Below are 13,891 nucleotides of genomic sequence, written 5' to 3'. Positions count from 1 at the left end.
GCGGCCCTGAAGCAGGACCGTAACAGATCAACGACTTGTCGGGGGGCTCAAGCGTCAGGCCGTATATAATAAGCCTGAAGCGGCTTTACTTCAAGGCTGCTCTTGGCCAGCGACGCCATTGCCCGCACCGCAGCGACGCTTGCCGCCGCCGTGGTGAAATACGGGATCTTGCCGGCGAGCGCGCTGGCACGGATCGATTGCGAGTCCTTGAGGCTCTGCCAGCCCTCGGTGGTGTTGAAGATCAGCGCGATTTCATTGTCCTTGATCCGATCGACGATATGCGGCCGCCCTTGTGCCACCTTGTTGACCTCGGTCACAGCTACCCCGTTATCGCCAAGATAGCGCGCCGTGCCCCCGGTAGCGACGATGTCCATGCCCAGCGCGATCAGCCCGCGCGCGGCTTCGAGGATCACCGGCTTGTCGTTTTCCTTGACCGAGATGAACACCGTGCCCTTGGTCGGCAGCGTCAGGCCTGCACCGATCTGCGCCTTGGCAAACGCGGTGGCGAAGTCCTTGTCGATCCCCATCACCTCGCCGGTCGACTTCATCTCGGGGCTCAGCACCGGATCGACACCGGCAAAGCGTGCCCAGGGGAACACCGCCTCCTTGACCGCCATATGGGCGATGTTGCGGTCGATCACCGGCAGATCGGCCAGCATCTCGCCCGCCATGACGCGTGCGGCGTACTTGGCCACCGGCTGGCCGATCGCCTTGGCGACGAACGGCACGGTGCGGCTGGCGCGTGGGTTGACCTCGATCAGATAGACCTGGCCTTCCTTGACCGCGAACTGGATGTTCATCAGCCCGCGAACCTTGAGGCCCTCGGCCAAAGCGCGGGTCTGGCGCTCCATCTCGGCGATCAGGTCATCCGAGAGGCTGTAGGGCGGGAGCGAGCAGGCGCTGTCGCCCGAATGGACCCCAGCCTCCTCGATATGCTGCATGATCCCTGCGATCGCGACTTGCTGCCCATCGCAGATCGCATCGACATCGACCTCGATCGCATCGCGCAGATACTGGTCGATCAGCACCGGACTGTCACCCGACACCTGCACTGCGGTGGCGATATACGATTCGAGCTGCGCCTGGCCGTCGACGATCTCCATCGCGCGTCCGCCCAGCACATAGGACGGTCGGATCAGCACCGGATAGCCGATGCGGGCAGCGACCGCGATCGCCTCTTCGCGGCTGCGCGCGATGCCGTTCATCGGCTGCTTGAGCCCGAGCTTGTCGACGAGCTTGGCGAAGCGCTCGCGGTCCTCGGCCAGGTCGATCGCATCGGGCGAGGTGCCCAGGATCGGGATGCCGGCATCCTCGAGCGCCTGTGCCAGCTTGAGCGGGGTCTGCCCGCCGAACTGGACGATCACGCCGACCAATTCGCCGTTGGAGCGTTCGACATCGAGGATCTCGAGCACGTCCTCGGCGGTCAGCGGCTCGAAATACAGCCGGTCCGAGGTATCGTAATCGGTACTCACCGTTTCCGGGTTGCAGTTGATCATGATCGTCTCGAAGCCAGCATCGCCCAGCGCGAAGCACGCGTGGCAGCAGCAGTAATCGAACTCGATACCCTGGCCGATGCGGTTGGGCCCGCCGCCCAGGATCACGATCTTGCGCCGGCCGGTCGGCTGGCTCTCGCATTCGGGTTCGCCAAACGTCGGCGCTTCATAGGTCGAATACATATACGGCGTCTTCGCCTCGAACTCGGCCGCGCAGGTATCGATCCGCTTGAAAACCGGACGCACGCCGAGCTTGTGGCGCAGCGCGCGCACCTCGTCCTCGGTGACGCCGCCGGTCATCGCCACCACGGCATCGCGCACCATTCCCGATCCGCGCTGGAGCGCATAGCCCATGCCCGGCCGCAGATGCGCAGACTTCAGCGCCAGATAGGCGAGGCGCTTGTCGGAAAAGCCCATCGACTTGAGCCGCCGCATACCGACGGCATCGCGCGGCAGGCCATCGGCCAGCACCTCTGCTTCGGCATCGACGATCTGCTTGATCTGCTCCAGGAACCACGGATCGTATTTGGCGACCGCATGGACCTGCTCGACGGTCATGCCTTCGCGCAACGCCTGCGCCGCGACCAGCAGCCGGTCGGGGGTCGCCTGGCTGAGCTCGGCGATGATATCGTCGTGTGGCGCGCCGACCAGATGATCGACGAAGTTGAAGCCGGAAAGGCCCGTCTCCAGCCCGCGCAATGCCTTCTGCACCGATTCCTGGAAGTTGCGGCCGATCGCCATCACCTCGCCCACCGATTTCATCGCGGTGCCGAGCAAGGGGCTTGCGCCCTTGAACTTCTCGAACGCGAACCGGGGGATCTTGGTGACGACATAGTCGATCGTCGGCTCGAAGCTGGCGGGCGTCGCGCCGGTGATGTCGTTGGTGATCTCGTCGAGCGTGTAGCCCACCGCCAGCTTGGCCGCGACCTTGGCGATCGGGAAGCCCGTCGCCTTCGATGCCAGCGCCGACGAGCGCGACACGCGCGGGTTCATCTCGATGACGATCAGCCGGCCGTCCTTGGGATTGACCGCGAACTGGACGTTCGACCCGCCCGTCTCGACGCCGATCTCGCGCAGCACCGCAATGCTGGCCGAGCGCATGATCTGATATTCCTTGTCGGTGAGCGTCAGCGCAGGCGCCACGGTGATGCTGTCGCCGGTGTGGACACCCATCGGATCGACGTTCTCGATCGAGCAGATGATGATGGCGTTGTCGTTTTTGTCGCGGACAACCTCCATCTCGTACTCTTTCCAGCCGAGCAGAGATTCCTCTATCAGCACCTCGGTGGTCGGCGAGGCATCGAGCCCGCCGGTGACGATCTGGACGAACTCGTCGCGGTTGTAGGCGATGCCGCCGCCGGTGCCGCCCATGGTGAAGCTGGGCCGGATGATCGAGGGCAGGCCGGTGCGCTCGAGCACCGCGAGCGCTTCCTCGACGGTGTGGGCAATCCCTGACCGCGCCGATTCCAGCCCGATCTTGTCCATCGCCTCGCGGAACTTCTGCCGGTCCTCGGCCTTGTCGATCGCCTCGGCTTTCGCACCGATCAGTTCGACGTCATACTTCGCCAGCGTGCCATCGGCATCGAGCGCCAGCGCGGTGTTGAGCGCGGTCTGCCCGCCCATCGTCGGCAGCACGACAAGCTTGTCATCGGGCCGCTCGGCGCGTTCCTTGGCGATGATCTTGGCGACGATCTCGGGCGTGATCGGCTCGACATAGGTCGCATCGGCCATTTCGGGATCGGTCATGATCGTGGCCGGGTTGGAGTTGACCAGGACGATCCGGTAGCCCTCTTCCTTCAGCGCCTTGCACGCCTGCGTGCCCGAATAATCGAACTCGCATGCCTGGCCGATGACGATGGGTCCGGCGCCGATGATCAGGATCGACGAAATGTCAGTGCGTTTGGGCATTGTGAATTATGCTTTCATTGAATACATTGATTGCATTGCAATCATTGGAGTACTGCTATGGGCAGTTTGACGATCCGCAGTATCGATGACTCGATCAAATCTGCAGTCCGTCTTGAAGCTGCACGGAACGGTCGATCGATGGAGGCAGAGTTGCGTGCTTTGCTGGAACGAACCTATTTGCCCCCAAACGATCGCGCGGCTTGGCTTCGCTCTTTGTCCCCCAAAGAGGCCATCGAACACCTGGTCAAGATGGCGGACGGTGTCGAGTTGGTTATTCCCGAGCGCGAAGCAGAGGATTTCGAGTTTCCTGACCTGTGATCCTGCTCGATACCAATGTCTGGAGCGTTCTGCGAAAGCCGGATGGCAATCGCGATATCGTGCACTGGATGACGGAGCGAATGGCCGACACCTGGCTGTCGGTAATTGTAATTGCAGAGATACGCGCCGGACTTGAAAATCCAAGTGCATCGCACAAGCGCGATGCACTTGAAGCTTGGCTTGCGGACCTTGAGATTTTGTATGCCGAGCGGACGCTGCCATTCGATTCCGCTGCCGCCCATGTGTTCGGCAGGTTGATCGCGCAGCGAAAGCTGGAAAAGCAGGAGACGAAGCTCCTCGATCTGCAACTCGCCGCGCAAGCGCTAGCGCATGACTGTCCAGTTGCCACGAGAAACATTCGTGATTTTGAGTGGACCGGTGTTCTGTTGATCGATCCGTGGACGGCGTGATCGCCATAAACGACGAGACACCCAAACCACGGCAATGAAAGGCAGTCGTCTGCGCCATCAATGCACCGTGCCCGACTGGGCCTCGCAGCCCCAGCCGTCATATTCGACATCGAACATCATCTCGATCTGCAGGCAGATGCGGGTCAGGTCCTTGATCGACTGCGCATCGACCGCCTGGAACCGCTCGAAGAACAGATACGGCTCGCCGCCCTCGGCATCCTCCTCGCGGTCGAGTTCGACCAGCCCGAAGGTGCTCGCGGCTTCCGAAAGGCGCCGCAGGTTCTCCTCAGACCCGCGAAAGCTCACATCGACCTGCCGCTTGACCTGCGCCCGGTCACCATTGGCGGCCAGATTGCGCAGCACGTCCTGATCGGCTGCCCACTCCTGCTCCATGCGAACAGGATCGACCTTGGGGAGTTTCATGCTCATGCTATTTACCTGCTAACTTCAATTTGATAGCTTTAACAATACTATCACGATTTTAAAAAATTTAGATATACACCCAGTAATGTCATTTAATTTATTGCAGCGATAACGGCTGCAAGAAACGTACCGATCTGGACGATATTTGCGAAAGCCGGATCTCTAATTAGCTGTATTATGCCCTCCCGAGGCGGCTCAGGAAGCTCTATTAGTATCTTGATAGCAGAAATTAAGCCCATGATTTGAGCGCGATTCATATTATCTGTTATGGACTCAGCAACATCTTCAAATTCACTAACCACCTGCAGCACTTGATAGGCCTGAATAGGACTTATCGTACCTGTCCAGGTTCGGCTTTCAACGTTCCCAGCGCTAGAGTTCAAATCGCGGTCCATGCTTTGCATTGCTGCTAATGCTCGCTCACCTTTTCCCGACAAGCGAAACATCTGGATGCCTCGGTCGAACATCTCGCTTAGCGTTCCCTCTACAGCTAAGTGCTTCAGCGCTTGACGCGTTTCCAGACTTTTTGACCCCAGCTCTTCTCGTACCTGCGCACTTGTGACCCATCCTTCGTCTTGTAGACTAGACCATTCTAAACTGGACTTAGGATAGCTTGCGGCAACATCTCGCAGTGCCAGAAGTATCTGGACGTCAAATGCAGATAATGGCCGATCAGCGGATGTCACGTCGTCAACCCACTCACAAATTTCTCGAACAGATAGAAACTGTCCTGCGGGCCGGGCGACGCCTCGGGGTGATACTGCACGCCGAACGCATTCTTGTCGGTGAAGGCGATGCCGCAGTTGGTGCCGTCGAACAATGACACGTGGGTTTCCACGACATTGGCGGGCAAGGTCGCCGCATCGACCGCAAAGCCGTGGTTCATGCTGGTGATCTCGACCACGCCGGTTTCGAGCCGCTTGACCGGATGGTTGGCGCCGCGATGGCCCTGGTGCATCTTGATCGTGCGCGCGCCTGCGGCCAGGCCGAGCAACTGGTGGCCCAGGCAGATGCCGAAGATCGGCACGTCGCGGTCGAGCAGGTCCTTGATCACCGGGACTGCATAGACGCCGGTGGCTGCAGGGTCACCCGGGCCATTGGAGAGGAACACGCCATCGGGCTGGAGCGCGTTGATCGCCTCGATTGGGGTCTGCGCGGGCACGATGGTCACGCGCGCACCGGCCTTGACCAGCGAGCGGAAGATGTTGTGCTTGGCGCCGTAGTCGATCGCGACGACGTGGGGCCGCGCAGAGGCGTTTTGCTCCCCACTCCCGCCTATCCCGAGCGCAGTCGAGGGACCTTCCGCAACCGTTTCACCACGTCCCTCGACTTCGCTCGGGACAGACGGGGTTGGGGCATCGTACCCCTGCCCCAAGGTCCACACGCCACCCTGCCATTCGCGCGTATCCGCACCGGTGACCTCGCGCGCCAGGTCCATGCCCTCGAGCCCGGCCCAGTTCCTGGCCTGCGCGAGCAGCGCGTCCATGTCGAACACGCCATCGGGGGCATGCGCGATCACCGCGTTGGGGGCGCCGGCCTCGCGGATGCGGCGGGTGAGCGCGCGAGTATCGACGCCGGAGATGCCGATCTGGCCGTTGGCGGCGAGCCACTCGCTGAAATGCTGGGCGGAGCGAAAGCTGCTCGGGTTGGTGACATCCTCGCGCACGATGCAACCCAGCGCCTGGGGGACGTCGGCTTCGATATCCTCGGGGTTCGCGCCGACATTGCCGATGTGCGGGAAGGTGAAGGTGATGATCTGCCCGGCATAGCTCGGGTCGGTCAGGATTTCCTGATAGCCGGTGATCGACGTGTTGAAGCAGACCTCGCCCGCTTTGGCGCCCGACGCACCAAAGCCCCTGCCCCAGATCGCCGTGCCATCGGCCAGAAGCAGCAACCCGGTCGCGCCTTGGGGCTGAGCGGAGGTGGTGGCGTGCGCCATGGATCGTTTTCCTTGTGTTGCGTTGAGTCGCAAATGGGCCGGGCCGCAGACTATTGCAGGTTCGGGCGGGGTCAAAGCATTGCCAGGATCCCGTTCTCGCCCCCTGCCTAAAAGCGGCCAAATTGGCGGGTCACTAGGCTTAGCGGGCTTGCACGGTCAATCTATGAAAAACATTTTATTCCCGCTAGGTTGGTCGCTTGTTCCAAAATTCACCGGGAAAGGATGCGTTCGCATGATTCGCGATTCGCTTAAGGCTGCGCAGGTTGCGGCAATGAAGGGGGGCGACAAGCCCCGCACCGCGGCGGTCCGCCTGATCCTCGCCAAGATCAAGGACCGCGATATCGAGCTGCGCACCTCAGCCGCCACGATCGACGACGATGCGATGGTCACCGAGGTGCTGCAGAAGATGATCAAGCAGCGCCGCGAATCGATTGCGATGTACGAACAGGGCGGCCGCGCCGAACTCGCCGCGCAGGAGGCGTCGGAAGTCGCAATCATCGAGGAATTCCTCCCCGCCCAGCTCGACGAGGCCGCCGCAAAGGCCGCCATCGCCGCCGTGGTCGCCGAAACCGGAGCGTCGAGCCTCAAGGATATGGGCAAGGTCATGGCCGAGGTGAAGGCGCGCCACGCCTCCGAGATCGACATGAGCAAGGCCAGCGGCTGGGTGAAGGAGGCCTTGGCGGGGGCTTAAAGACCGCTCATCCCGCTCACCCCTCCCCGCCTATCCCGAGCGAAGTCGAGGGACGTCCTCCCAACCATCGAGTTCAAAGTCATGGCGTTCTGGGTCTACATCCTGAAATGCGCAGACGGAAAGTTCTACACCGGGCACACCGATCATCTCGAACGGCGGATGGGTGAGCACCAATTTGGCGGGTTCTGCGATTTTACCTCGCGCAGAAGGCCGGTGGAACTGGTATGGAGTGATTGGTATCAGACGCGGGACAATGCCTTGGAGGTCGAAAAGCAAATCAAGTCCTGGTCACGCGCCAAAAAGATCGGGCTGATCAACGGGGATTGGGACATGGTCAGTTTTTATGCGCGACCACCTCACGAACGTCCCTCGACATCTGAAGTGTATCAAGACGGTCGGGTTCCAGAGCGTCCCTCGACTTCGCTCGGGACAGGCGGGGGTGGAGTGCTGGACGCAAGATACCGTCAGGACAGAACGCCATGACCCTCACCCCGCAATGGCTGGACGAACTGCGCTCGCGCATCACGCTGTCGACCCTGATCGGGCGGCATGTGAAGGTCCAGCGCGCAGGGCGCGAGTTCAAGGCGTGCTGCCCGTTCCACAACGAGAAGACCCCCAGCTTCACGATCAACGACGACAAGGGCTTTTATCACTGCTTCGGTTGCGGGGCGCATGGCGATGCGATCCGGTTTTTGACCGATCACCAGGGGCTGGGGTTCATGGATGCGGTCAAGGAGCTCGCCTCCGAGGCCGGGATGAGCGTGCCCGCGCCCGACCCACACGCCGCCCGCCAAGCCGAGGAGCGCGCGTCGCTGCACGATGTCTGCCAGGCGGCGCAGGACTGGTTTGTCGCGCAGCTGCACAGCGCCGCCGGCGAGCAGGCGCGCGCGTACCTGAAGGCGCGCGGGCTGACCGCAGAGACGATCCAACGCTTCGGCATCGGCTTTGCACCCGACAGCCGCGCCGGCATCAAGTCCGCGCTCGCCTCGATCGACGAGGACCTGCTGATCGAGGCGGGGCTGCTGATCAAGATCGACGACAAGCCGCCGTACGACCGCTTCCGGGGCCGCATCATGATCCCGATCCGCGATCCGCGCGGGCGGGTGATCGCGTTCGGCGGGCGCATCCTCGGCCAGGGCGAGCCCAAATATCTGAACTCCCCCGACACGCCGTTGTTCGACAAGGGTCGCACGCTCTACAACTTGCACATCGCCGCGCCCGCATCGCGCCAGACCGGCCGCGTGGTGGTGGTCGAAGGCTATATGGACGTGATCGCGCTCGCCCAGGCAGGCTTTGGCGAATGCGTCGCGCCTTTGGGCACCGCGCTCACCGAACACCAGATCGAGCGATTGTGGAAGATGGTCGACCGGCCGCTTTTGTGCTTCGATGGCGACAGCGCAGGCCAGAAGGCGGCGATGCGCGCAGCGTCGCGCGCGCTGCCGTTGCTCAAGCCCGGCCTGTCGCTCGGCTTCGTCTCGTTGCCCGCGGGCCAGGACCCGGACGATCTGGTACGCGCCGCCGGCCCCGCCGCATTCACCGCGTGCATCGAGCGCGCCACCGGTCTGCTCGACCATCTGTGGACGCACGAGCTCGCCGCAGCCCCGCTGACCAGCCCCGAGGCGCGCGCGGGGCTGAAGGCGCGGCTGAACGCGCATGCCGACACGATTGCCGATGGTGACATCAAGGCGCTGTACCGCCGCGAGATCGGCCAGCGCTTTTCGGACATGTTCTTCGGCGCGCGCCAGCCGTCTGCACCCTCCCCGGGATTCAGCCCCCGCCAGAAAGGCGCAAAGGGCTGGCAGCGCCGCGACGAGCCCGTGCCGCCCAGCGCCGAACTGCGCGAGTTCAGCCGCCAGCCGATGAGCGACCTGATCCTGCGCGGGGTGCTGCACGGGCTGCTCTGCCGCCCTCAGCTGCTGCAGCGGCATTCGGAGAGCCTGAGCGAGTTCGTCGCGCTCGCCGACGGCTGGGCGGAGCTGCTCGGCGCAATGCTTGACGCAGCGCATGCGCACTCGGCTCACCCGGCGGACGCGGGGGAAAGTCTTGATACCGCACGGCTTATGACCATATTGAATGCCAAGGGTATGGCTCAGACGATCGACCGGCTGAAATCGGGTGGCAGGCCGCCATTTTCGTTCTGCACCACGGTGCAGGAAAATGCGGACGAAGCGCGCGAAATCCGCATCGCGGAAGACTTTGCCGAAGCGATCGAAGTGATGACCACCCGCCCCCGGCTGGTCGCGGCGTTAAGCGACGTGACACGAAGGTTCGAAAACGATCTGGCGGAAAATGATTCGGGTGATGGATTGTTTTTGGAGCAGCAACGGCTAAGGGCAAGAAAGCAGCAGTTCGACCAGCGCCTGATAGAATTGACCGAACGCAGTGCATAACCGGCGGTATCATCGCCAACACTGGGTGCGGACATGAACGGGAAGAGCCCGCTGGGCATCGAACGCAACAATTTTTTACCGGCCAATCGCGGCGCGGTATGACGTAAAATTATCGCCGCAGTCCCCTGGTGGGCCGCAGCGATGCAGGTGACAGGAATTACTAAATTGGCAAGCAAGGCACCGAAAGACAGCAAAGCCGACACCACCGATGCACCGCTGATCGATCTGAACGAAGCCTCGGTCAAGAAGCTGCTGTCGCGCGCCAAGAAGCGCGGATACATTACCTATGACGAACTGAACGAAGCGCTGCCGCAGGACCAGATGTCCTCCGAGCAGATCGAGGATGTGATGTCCGCGATCTCCGAAATGGGCGTCAACATCGTCGAGAACGACGAGGAAGCCGGCGAGGAACAGCCCGCCGCCGACGAAGACACCCCCGACGATGGGTCCGAACAGCTCAACATCTCTCCTGAAAAGAAGAAGGAGACGATGGACCGCACCGATGATCCGGTGCGGATGTACCTGCGCGAGATGGGCGCGGTCGAGCTGCTCAGCCGCGAGGGCGAAATCGCCATCGCCAAGCGCATCGAGGCCGGCCGCGACACGATGATCCTGGGTCTGTGCGAAAGCCCGATCACCTTCCACGCGATCATCGAATGGTCCACCGCGCTCAACGACGGCGAAATGCAGCTGCGCGAGATCCTCGATCTCGACGCGATGCTGTCGAAGGAGCCCGCGCCCGAAAGCCTGTCCGAGGACAGCGACGACGATGGCGAGATCTCCGAGAAGACCGCAGGCCCCAGTTTCAAGGAAGAAGAAGAAGTCGAGGAGGTCGCCGAGACCAACGACGACGAGGACGATCTGACCGAGCGCCGCACGCGCCGCCCCGACGACGACGAGGAAGAGGACAACACCCTCTCCCTCGCGCAGATGGAAGCGCAGCTCAAGCCCGCCGCGCTCGAGAAGTTCGCGCTGATCACCTCGCTGTTCCGCAAGTTCGAGAAGATCCAGCGCGACCGCCTCAATGCGCTGAGCATCGGCGACGATTTCCCTGGTTCCAAGGAAAAGAGCTATCACAAGCTGCGCGAAGAGCTGACCGCCGAGGTCGAATCGGTCCAGTTCCATGCCAACAAGATCGAATATCTGGTCGATCAGCTTTATGCCTTCAACCGCCGCCTGACCGCCCTGGGCGGCCAGATGCTGCGCCTGGCCGAGCGCCACAAGGTTCCCCGCAAGGACTTCCTCGACCGCTATGTCGGCCACGAGATGGACGAGGCTTGGCTTGAGACGATGGCGGGAATCGACAAGAAATGGGCCGCCTTCGTCAGCAACGAAGCTGGCGCGGTCGACCGCATCCGCGCGGAAATCTCGGACATCGCGGCTGCCACCGGAATGTCGCTGGGCGAATTCCGCCGCATCGTCAACATGGTGCAGAAGGGCGAGCGCGAGGCGCGTATCGCCAAGAAGGAAATGGTCGAAGCCAACCTGCGCCTCGTGATCTCGATTGCCAAGAAATACACCAACCGCGGGCTGCAGTTCCTCGATCTCATCCAGGAAGGCAATATCGGCCTGATGAAGGCGGTGGACAAGTTCGAGTATCGCCGCGGCTACAAGTTCAGCACCTATGCGACCTGGTGGATCCGGCAGGCGATCACCCGCAGCATCGCCGATCAGGCGCGCACGATCCGCATCCCGGTGCACATGATCGAGACGATCAACAAGCTGGTCCGCACCAGCCGCCAGTTCCTCCACGAACAGGGCCGCGAACCGACACCCGAAGAGATGGCCGAGCGCCTGTCGATGCCGCTCGAAAAGGTCCGCAAGGTGATGAAGATCGCCAAGGAACCGATCAGCCTCGAAACGCCGATCGGCGACGAGGAAGACAGCCACCTGGGCGATTTCATCGAGGACAAGAACGCGATCATCCCGGTCGACGCTGCGATCCAGGCGAACCTCAAGGAGACGGTGACGCGGGTGCTGGCCTCGCTGACCCCGCGCGAAGAACGCGTCCTGCGCATGCGCTTCGGCATCGGCATGAACACCGATCATACGCTTGAGGAAGTGGGCCAGCAGTTCAGCGTGACCCGCGAACGTATCCGCCAGATCGAGGCCAAGGCGCTGCGGAAGCTGAAGCATCCGTCACGGTCGCGGAAGATGCGGTCGTTTCTGGATCAGTAGGCCCGGACGCCTTCTGTCTGGTCTACAATCTGCTTTCCAGCATGCGCTATCGCCACTTGATGTGGTCGCCAAGAGAGCATCTGAGGGGTTCGTCCGTGCCCGATGAACGTCGGATCGACGCGTAATTGATTGAGGTAAACCGAGTCGGCATAGGCTTGGTGGTTGCCCCATTCGTTCTACGGCTGCCTGACCTCAACGAGAATCTGTTTCACCGGGACCCAATGCAGGGGCGGCTAGGGCTCCTGCGGATCAAGTGATGAAAAGCGTTACCGAGGCCGCAATTAGTATTAGTCCGATTGCTGCATTGCCCACGCGGCCCATCCACGGACTGTATCGGATTTTCAGCTGGTTGAGCGTAAGTTCTTGCTCTGATGATATTTGGCCCGCCCCTGGAAGCACCGAGTAAACAAGACAGGAACACGCCATCAGCAGCAGGGCAATGGACAAAACGCTATTTCCTTCGATACTGCCTTGGTCACGCAAATAGAATAGCAGGATCAAACCAACCACCAATGGTGTGTAAGTTACGATCCCTCGCCATTTATTAACAAGAACCTCCAGAATATTACTCATGGGTTTTCTCTTTTTGTCGAGGGGTATACGCCAACTCTATCAGGCCGCCACCGCCAGCCTTACCCCGAACGCCTTCATCACCCGCAGCAGCGTATCAAGTGTCGGGTTGCCGTTGTCGCTGAACGCGCGGTAGAGCGCTTCGCGGCTGATCCCGGTTTCGCGGGCCAGCGCCGACATGCCGTGCGAGCGTGCTATGGTGCTCAGCGCCTGCAGCAGCTCTTCGGGGGTTCCGTCCTCAAGATACGCGTCGAGATATGCGGCGATGTCCGCAGGAGTGTTCAGCACCTCGGCTGCGTCCCAGACCTTGGTTTCAATGGCCATCACTCAATCTCCTGTGCGCCAATAGTGCGCGCCAATGCCTTTGCCTGCTCTATATCCCGGCCCTGCGAGCCCTTGTCGCCGCCGCATAGCAGGATCACCACAACATCGCCTTGCCGGGTGTAATAGACCCGGTATCCCGGCCCGAAGGTGAAACGCAACTCGCTCACTCCGTCTCCGACTGATTTGGTATCGCCAAAATTGCCGGTCGCAACACGGTCGATCCGTTTGGCGATCCGCGCCCGCGCTGCAACATCCCGCAAATTCACGAGCCAGTCGATAAACTGGGCAGTGCGGCGGACCTGCAACATGTAACTTATAATGCACAGGATGTCGAGAATGTCAACTTTAAGTTACAGCCGTGTTCAGTCAGAGTGAGGGGATTGAAGGTCGGCAACCGTTAACCACCGCCAACCCCCGCCACCACTGTCTCAATCGGCAGAAACAGCGTCCGGCTGTCGCCCGGAAACTCGATGAACTCTGCGCACGCCAAATAGAAGCGCCGGGCGCTGTCGTCCTTCGCCTGCACCAGCACCGCGCCGATTACGATGCTTTGCGCGGCGATCGCGATGCGGCGGAGCGCATCGGCGAGCAGGTCGGCGCCCAGCCCCTGCCCTGCATAGTCCTTCGCCACCGCAAGCCGTCCGATCACCGATACCGGCACTCCATCGGGCGCGTTGCGGCGGACTTTGCCGGGGGCGGCGGCGCGCTCGACCGATCCGGCAGAGATGCAGACATAGGCGGCGACTTTAGCCCCATCGCACACGACATAGGTGCGTGAGAAGCGGCCTTCGTTCTTGCGTGCGCGGTGTTTCAGCCAATCGTTGAGCGCGGGTTCGCCGCAATCGAAGCCGGAGACGTCATGCTCGGCACCCAGCGGCACCGGGGCAGACAGGCGTGGGCCCTTGGGTGTCACCGCTCCCATGCGGGCGTGCGCGCCAGCAACGCCTTGAACTTCGGCCCGGGCGGTGGCGGATTGTCGAGCGCGTCGATGAAGGCGTCATGGTTGTCGGTATCGAGCGCGAACAACCGCTGGTCGAGCAAAGTGTCGATCGCCAGCATCCGCGCGCTTTCGACCATGAACTCGGTCCGCGTCTTGCCCAGAACAGCTGCCGCTTGGTCGATCAACTGCCGCGTCTGCGTCTCGATCCGCAGGTTGATGCTGCCCTTGGTCGAGGGCGCAACAGGTTCAGGCGAGCTTGTTTGATCAGATGTGCGGGGCTGGGCCATGCACACAATATGTGAAGACG

General features: G+C 61.8%; 15 protein-coding genes. 6 read left to right on the top strand and 9 right to left on the bottom strand.

All coding sequences use genetic code 11. The features are described from left to right. Window positions 1-47: 47 nt before the first annotated feature. Window positions 48-3,401 (bottom strand): carbamoyl-phosphate synthase large subunit, encoded by a 3,354-nt coding sequence (gene carB / locus ACK4R0_RS07855; RefSeq protein WP_409672727.1) that lies wholly within the window; start codon window positions 3,399-3,401, stop codon window positions 48-50. Window positions 3,402-3,458: 57 nt separating this feature from the next. Here carB and ACK4R0_RS07850 point away from each other — a divergent pair, with 57 nt between their 5' ends. Continuing rightward, window positions 3,459-3,719 (top strand): FitA-like ribbon-helix-helix domain-containing protein, encoded by a 261-nt coding sequence (locus tag ACK4R0_RS07850; RefSeq protein ID WP_409672724.1) that lies wholly within the window; start codon window positions 3,459-3,461, stop codon window positions 3,717-3,719. Continuing rightward, a complete protein-coding gene (locus ACK4R0_RS07845) occupies window positions 3,716-4,129 on the top strand; it encodes a PIN domain-containing protein (RefSeq protein ID WP_409672721.1) in 414 nt (137 codons plus the stop codon). The genes ACK4R0_RS07850 and ACK4R0_RS07845 overlap by 4 nt, the downstream gene beginning before the upstream one ends. Window positions 4,130-4,186: 57 nt before the next feature. On the opposite strand, the gene ACK4R0_RS07840 is transcribed toward ACK4R0_RS07845, so the two are convergent. The 3 genes from ACK4R0_RS07840 to carA form a co-directional block, all read right to left on the bottom strand. Then, a complete protein-coding gene (locus ACK4R0_RS07840) occupies window positions 4,187-4,558 on the bottom strand; it encodes a ribonuclease E inhibitor RraB (protein ID WP_409672718.1) in 372 nt (123 codons plus the stop codon). An 86-nt stretch (window positions 4,559-4,644) separates the two neighbouring features. After that, window positions 4,645-5,238: a hypothetical protein gene (locus ACK4R0_RS07835; RefSeq protein WP_409672715.1), complete on the bottom strand. Its 594-nt coding sequence runs from the start codon at window positions 5,236-5,238 to the stop codon at window positions 4,645-4,647. Beyond that, a complete protein-coding gene (gene carA / locus ACK4R0_RS07830) occupies window positions 5,235-6,491 on the bottom strand; it encodes a glutamine-hydrolyzing carbamoyl-phosphate synthase small subunit (protein ID WP_409672712.1) in 1,257 nt (418 codons plus the stop codon). Before carA ends, ACK4R0_RS07835 begins: the two co-directional genes overlap by 4 nt. A gap of 232 nt (window positions 6,492-6,723) precedes the next feature. On the opposite strand from carA, the gene ACK4R0_RS07825 reads away from it, so the two are divergent. From ACK4R0_RS07825 to rpoD, 4 genes are all read left to right on the top strand, one after another. Continuing rightward, a complete protein-coding gene (locus tag ACK4R0_RS07825; RefSeq protein WP_409672709.1) occupies window positions 6,724-7,182 on the top strand; it encodes a GatB/YqeY domain-containing protein in 459 nt (152 codons plus the stop codon). An 81-nt stretch (window positions 7,183-7,263) separates the two neighbouring features. Continuing rightward, a complete protein-coding gene (locus tag ACK4R0_RS07820) occupies window positions 7,264-7,665 on the top strand; it encodes a GIY-YIG nuclease family protein (protein ID WP_409672706.1) in 402 nt (133 codons plus the stop codon). Then, window positions 7,662-9,572, top strand: a complete 1,911-nt coding sequence (gene dnaG, locus ACK4R0_RS07815; RefSeq protein ID WP_409672703.1) for a DNA primase — start codon at window positions 7,662-7,664, stop codon at window positions 9,570-9,572. Before ACK4R0_RS07820 ends, dnaG begins: the two co-directional genes overlap by 4 nt. A 141-nt stretch (window positions 9,573-9,713) precedes the next feature. Continuing rightward, entirely contained in the window at window positions 9,714-11,750 is a 2,037-nt protein-coding gene (gene rpoD / locus ACK4R0_RS07810; protein ID WP_409672700.1) for an RNA polymerase sigma factor RpoD, read from the top strand. A 249-nt stretch (window positions 11,751-11,999) separates the two neighbouring features. On the opposite strand, the gene ACK4R0_RS07805 is transcribed toward rpoD, so the two are convergent. From ACK4R0_RS07805 to ACK4R0_RS07785, 5 genes are all read right to left on the bottom strand, one after another. After that, window positions 12,000-12,323 carry a hypothetical protein gene (locus ACK4R0_RS07805; protein WP_409672697.1) on the bottom strand — a complete coding sequence of 108 codons (324 nt, stop codon included), beginning with the start codon at window positions 12,321-12,323 and terminating at the stop codon, window positions 12,000-12,002. Window positions 12,324-12,362: 39 nt separating this feature from the next. Next, entirely contained in the window at window positions 12,363-12,644 is a 282-nt protein-coding gene (locus tag ACK4R0_RS07800) for an addiction module antidote protein (protein ID WP_409672694.1), read from the bottom strand. Further along, the gene (locus ACK4R0_RS07795; RefSeq protein WP_409672692.1) at window positions 12,644-12,952 is read right to left on the bottom strand and encodes a type II toxin-antitoxin system RelE/ParE family toxin; all 309 of its coding nucleotides are present in this window, start codon (window positions 12,950-12,952) and stop codon (window positions 12,644-12,646) included. The genes ACK4R0_RS07800 and ACK4R0_RS07795 overlap by 1 nt, the downstream gene beginning before the upstream one ends. A gap of 89 nt (window positions 12,953-13,041) precedes the next feature. Beyond that, window positions 13,042-13,566: a GNAT family N-acetyltransferase gene (locus tag ACK4R0_RS07790; RefSeq protein WP_409672689.1), complete on the bottom strand. Its 525-nt coding sequence runs from the start codon at window positions 13,564-13,566 to the stop codon at window positions 13,042-13,044. After that, on the bottom strand, window positions 13,554-13,871 hold the full coding sequence (locus ACK4R0_RS07785) for a DUF1778 domain-containing protein (RefSeq protein WP_409672686.1): 318 nt from the start codon (window positions 13,869-13,871) through the stop codon (window positions 13,554-13,556). The genes ACK4R0_RS07790 and ACK4R0_RS07785 overlap by 13 nt, the downstream gene beginning before the upstream one ends. Between the last annotated feature and the right edge of the window lie 20 nt (window positions 13,872-13,891).

The sequence above is a fragment of the Blastomonas sp. genome, from assembly GCF_046294995.1.
In the GTDB taxonomy this organism is placed as follows: Bacteria; Pseudomonadota; Alphaproteobacteria; order Sphingomonadales; family Sphingomonadaceae; genus Blastomonas.
This window is presented reverse-complemented; position numbering and strand designations above follow the sequence as displayed.

Excerpts from the sequence above, each read along its gene's own strand:
- ACK4R0_RS07850 (WP_409672724.1), top strand. The coding sequence starts at position 3,459 with ATGGGCAGTTTGACGATCCGCAGTATCGATGACTCGATCAAATCTGCA.
- rpoD (WP_409672700.1), top strand. The coding sequence starts at position 9,714 with ATGCAGGTGACAGGAATTACTAAATTGGCAAGCAAGGCACCGAAAGAC.
- dnaG (WP_409672703.1), top strand. The coding sequence starts at position 7,662 with ATGACCCTCACCCCGCAATGGCTGGACGAACTGCGCTCGCGCATCACG.
- ACK4R0_RS07785 (WP_409672686.1), bottom strand. The coding sequence starts at position 13,871 with ATGGCCCAGCCCCGCACATCTGATCAAACAAGCTCGCCTGAACCTGTT.
- ACK4R0_RS07795 (WP_409672692.1), bottom strand. The coding sequence starts at position 12,952 with ATGTTGCAGGTCCGCCGCACTGCCCAGTTTATCGACTGGCTCGTGAAT.
- ACK4R0_RS07840 (WP_409672718.1), bottom strand. The coding sequence starts at position 4,558 with ATGAGCATGAAACTCCCCAAGGTCGATCCTGTTCGCATGGAGCAGGAG.
- carA (WP_409672712.1), bottom strand. The coding sequence starts at position 6,491 with ATGGCGCACGCCACCACCTCCGCTCAGCCCCAAGGCGCGACCGGGTTG.
- ACK4R0_RS07825 (WP_409672709.1), top strand. The coding sequence starts at position 6,724 with ATGATTCGCGATTCGCTTAAGGCTGCGCAGGTTGCGGCAATGAAGGGG.
- ACK4R0_RS07800 (WP_409672694.1), bottom strand. The coding sequence starts at position 12,644 with ATGGCCATTGAAACCAAGGTCTGGGACGCAGCCGAGGTGCTGAACACT.
- ACK4R0_RS07805 (WP_409672697.1), bottom strand. The coding sequence starts at position 12,323 with ATGAGTAATATTCTGGAGGTTCTTGTTAATAAATGGCGAGGGATCGTA.
- ACK4R0_RS07820 (WP_409672706.1), top strand. The coding sequence starts at position 7,264 with ATGGCGTTCTGGGTCTACATCCTGAAATGCGCAGACGGAAAGTTCTAC.
- ACK4R0_RS07790 (WP_409672689.1), bottom strand. The coding sequence starts at position 13,566 with ATGGGAGCGGTGACACCCAAGGGCCCACGCCTGTCTGCCCCGGTGCCG.
- carB (WP_409672727.1), bottom strand. The coding sequence starts at position 3,401 with ATGCCCAAACGCACTGACATTTCGTCGATCCTGATCATCGGCGCCGGA.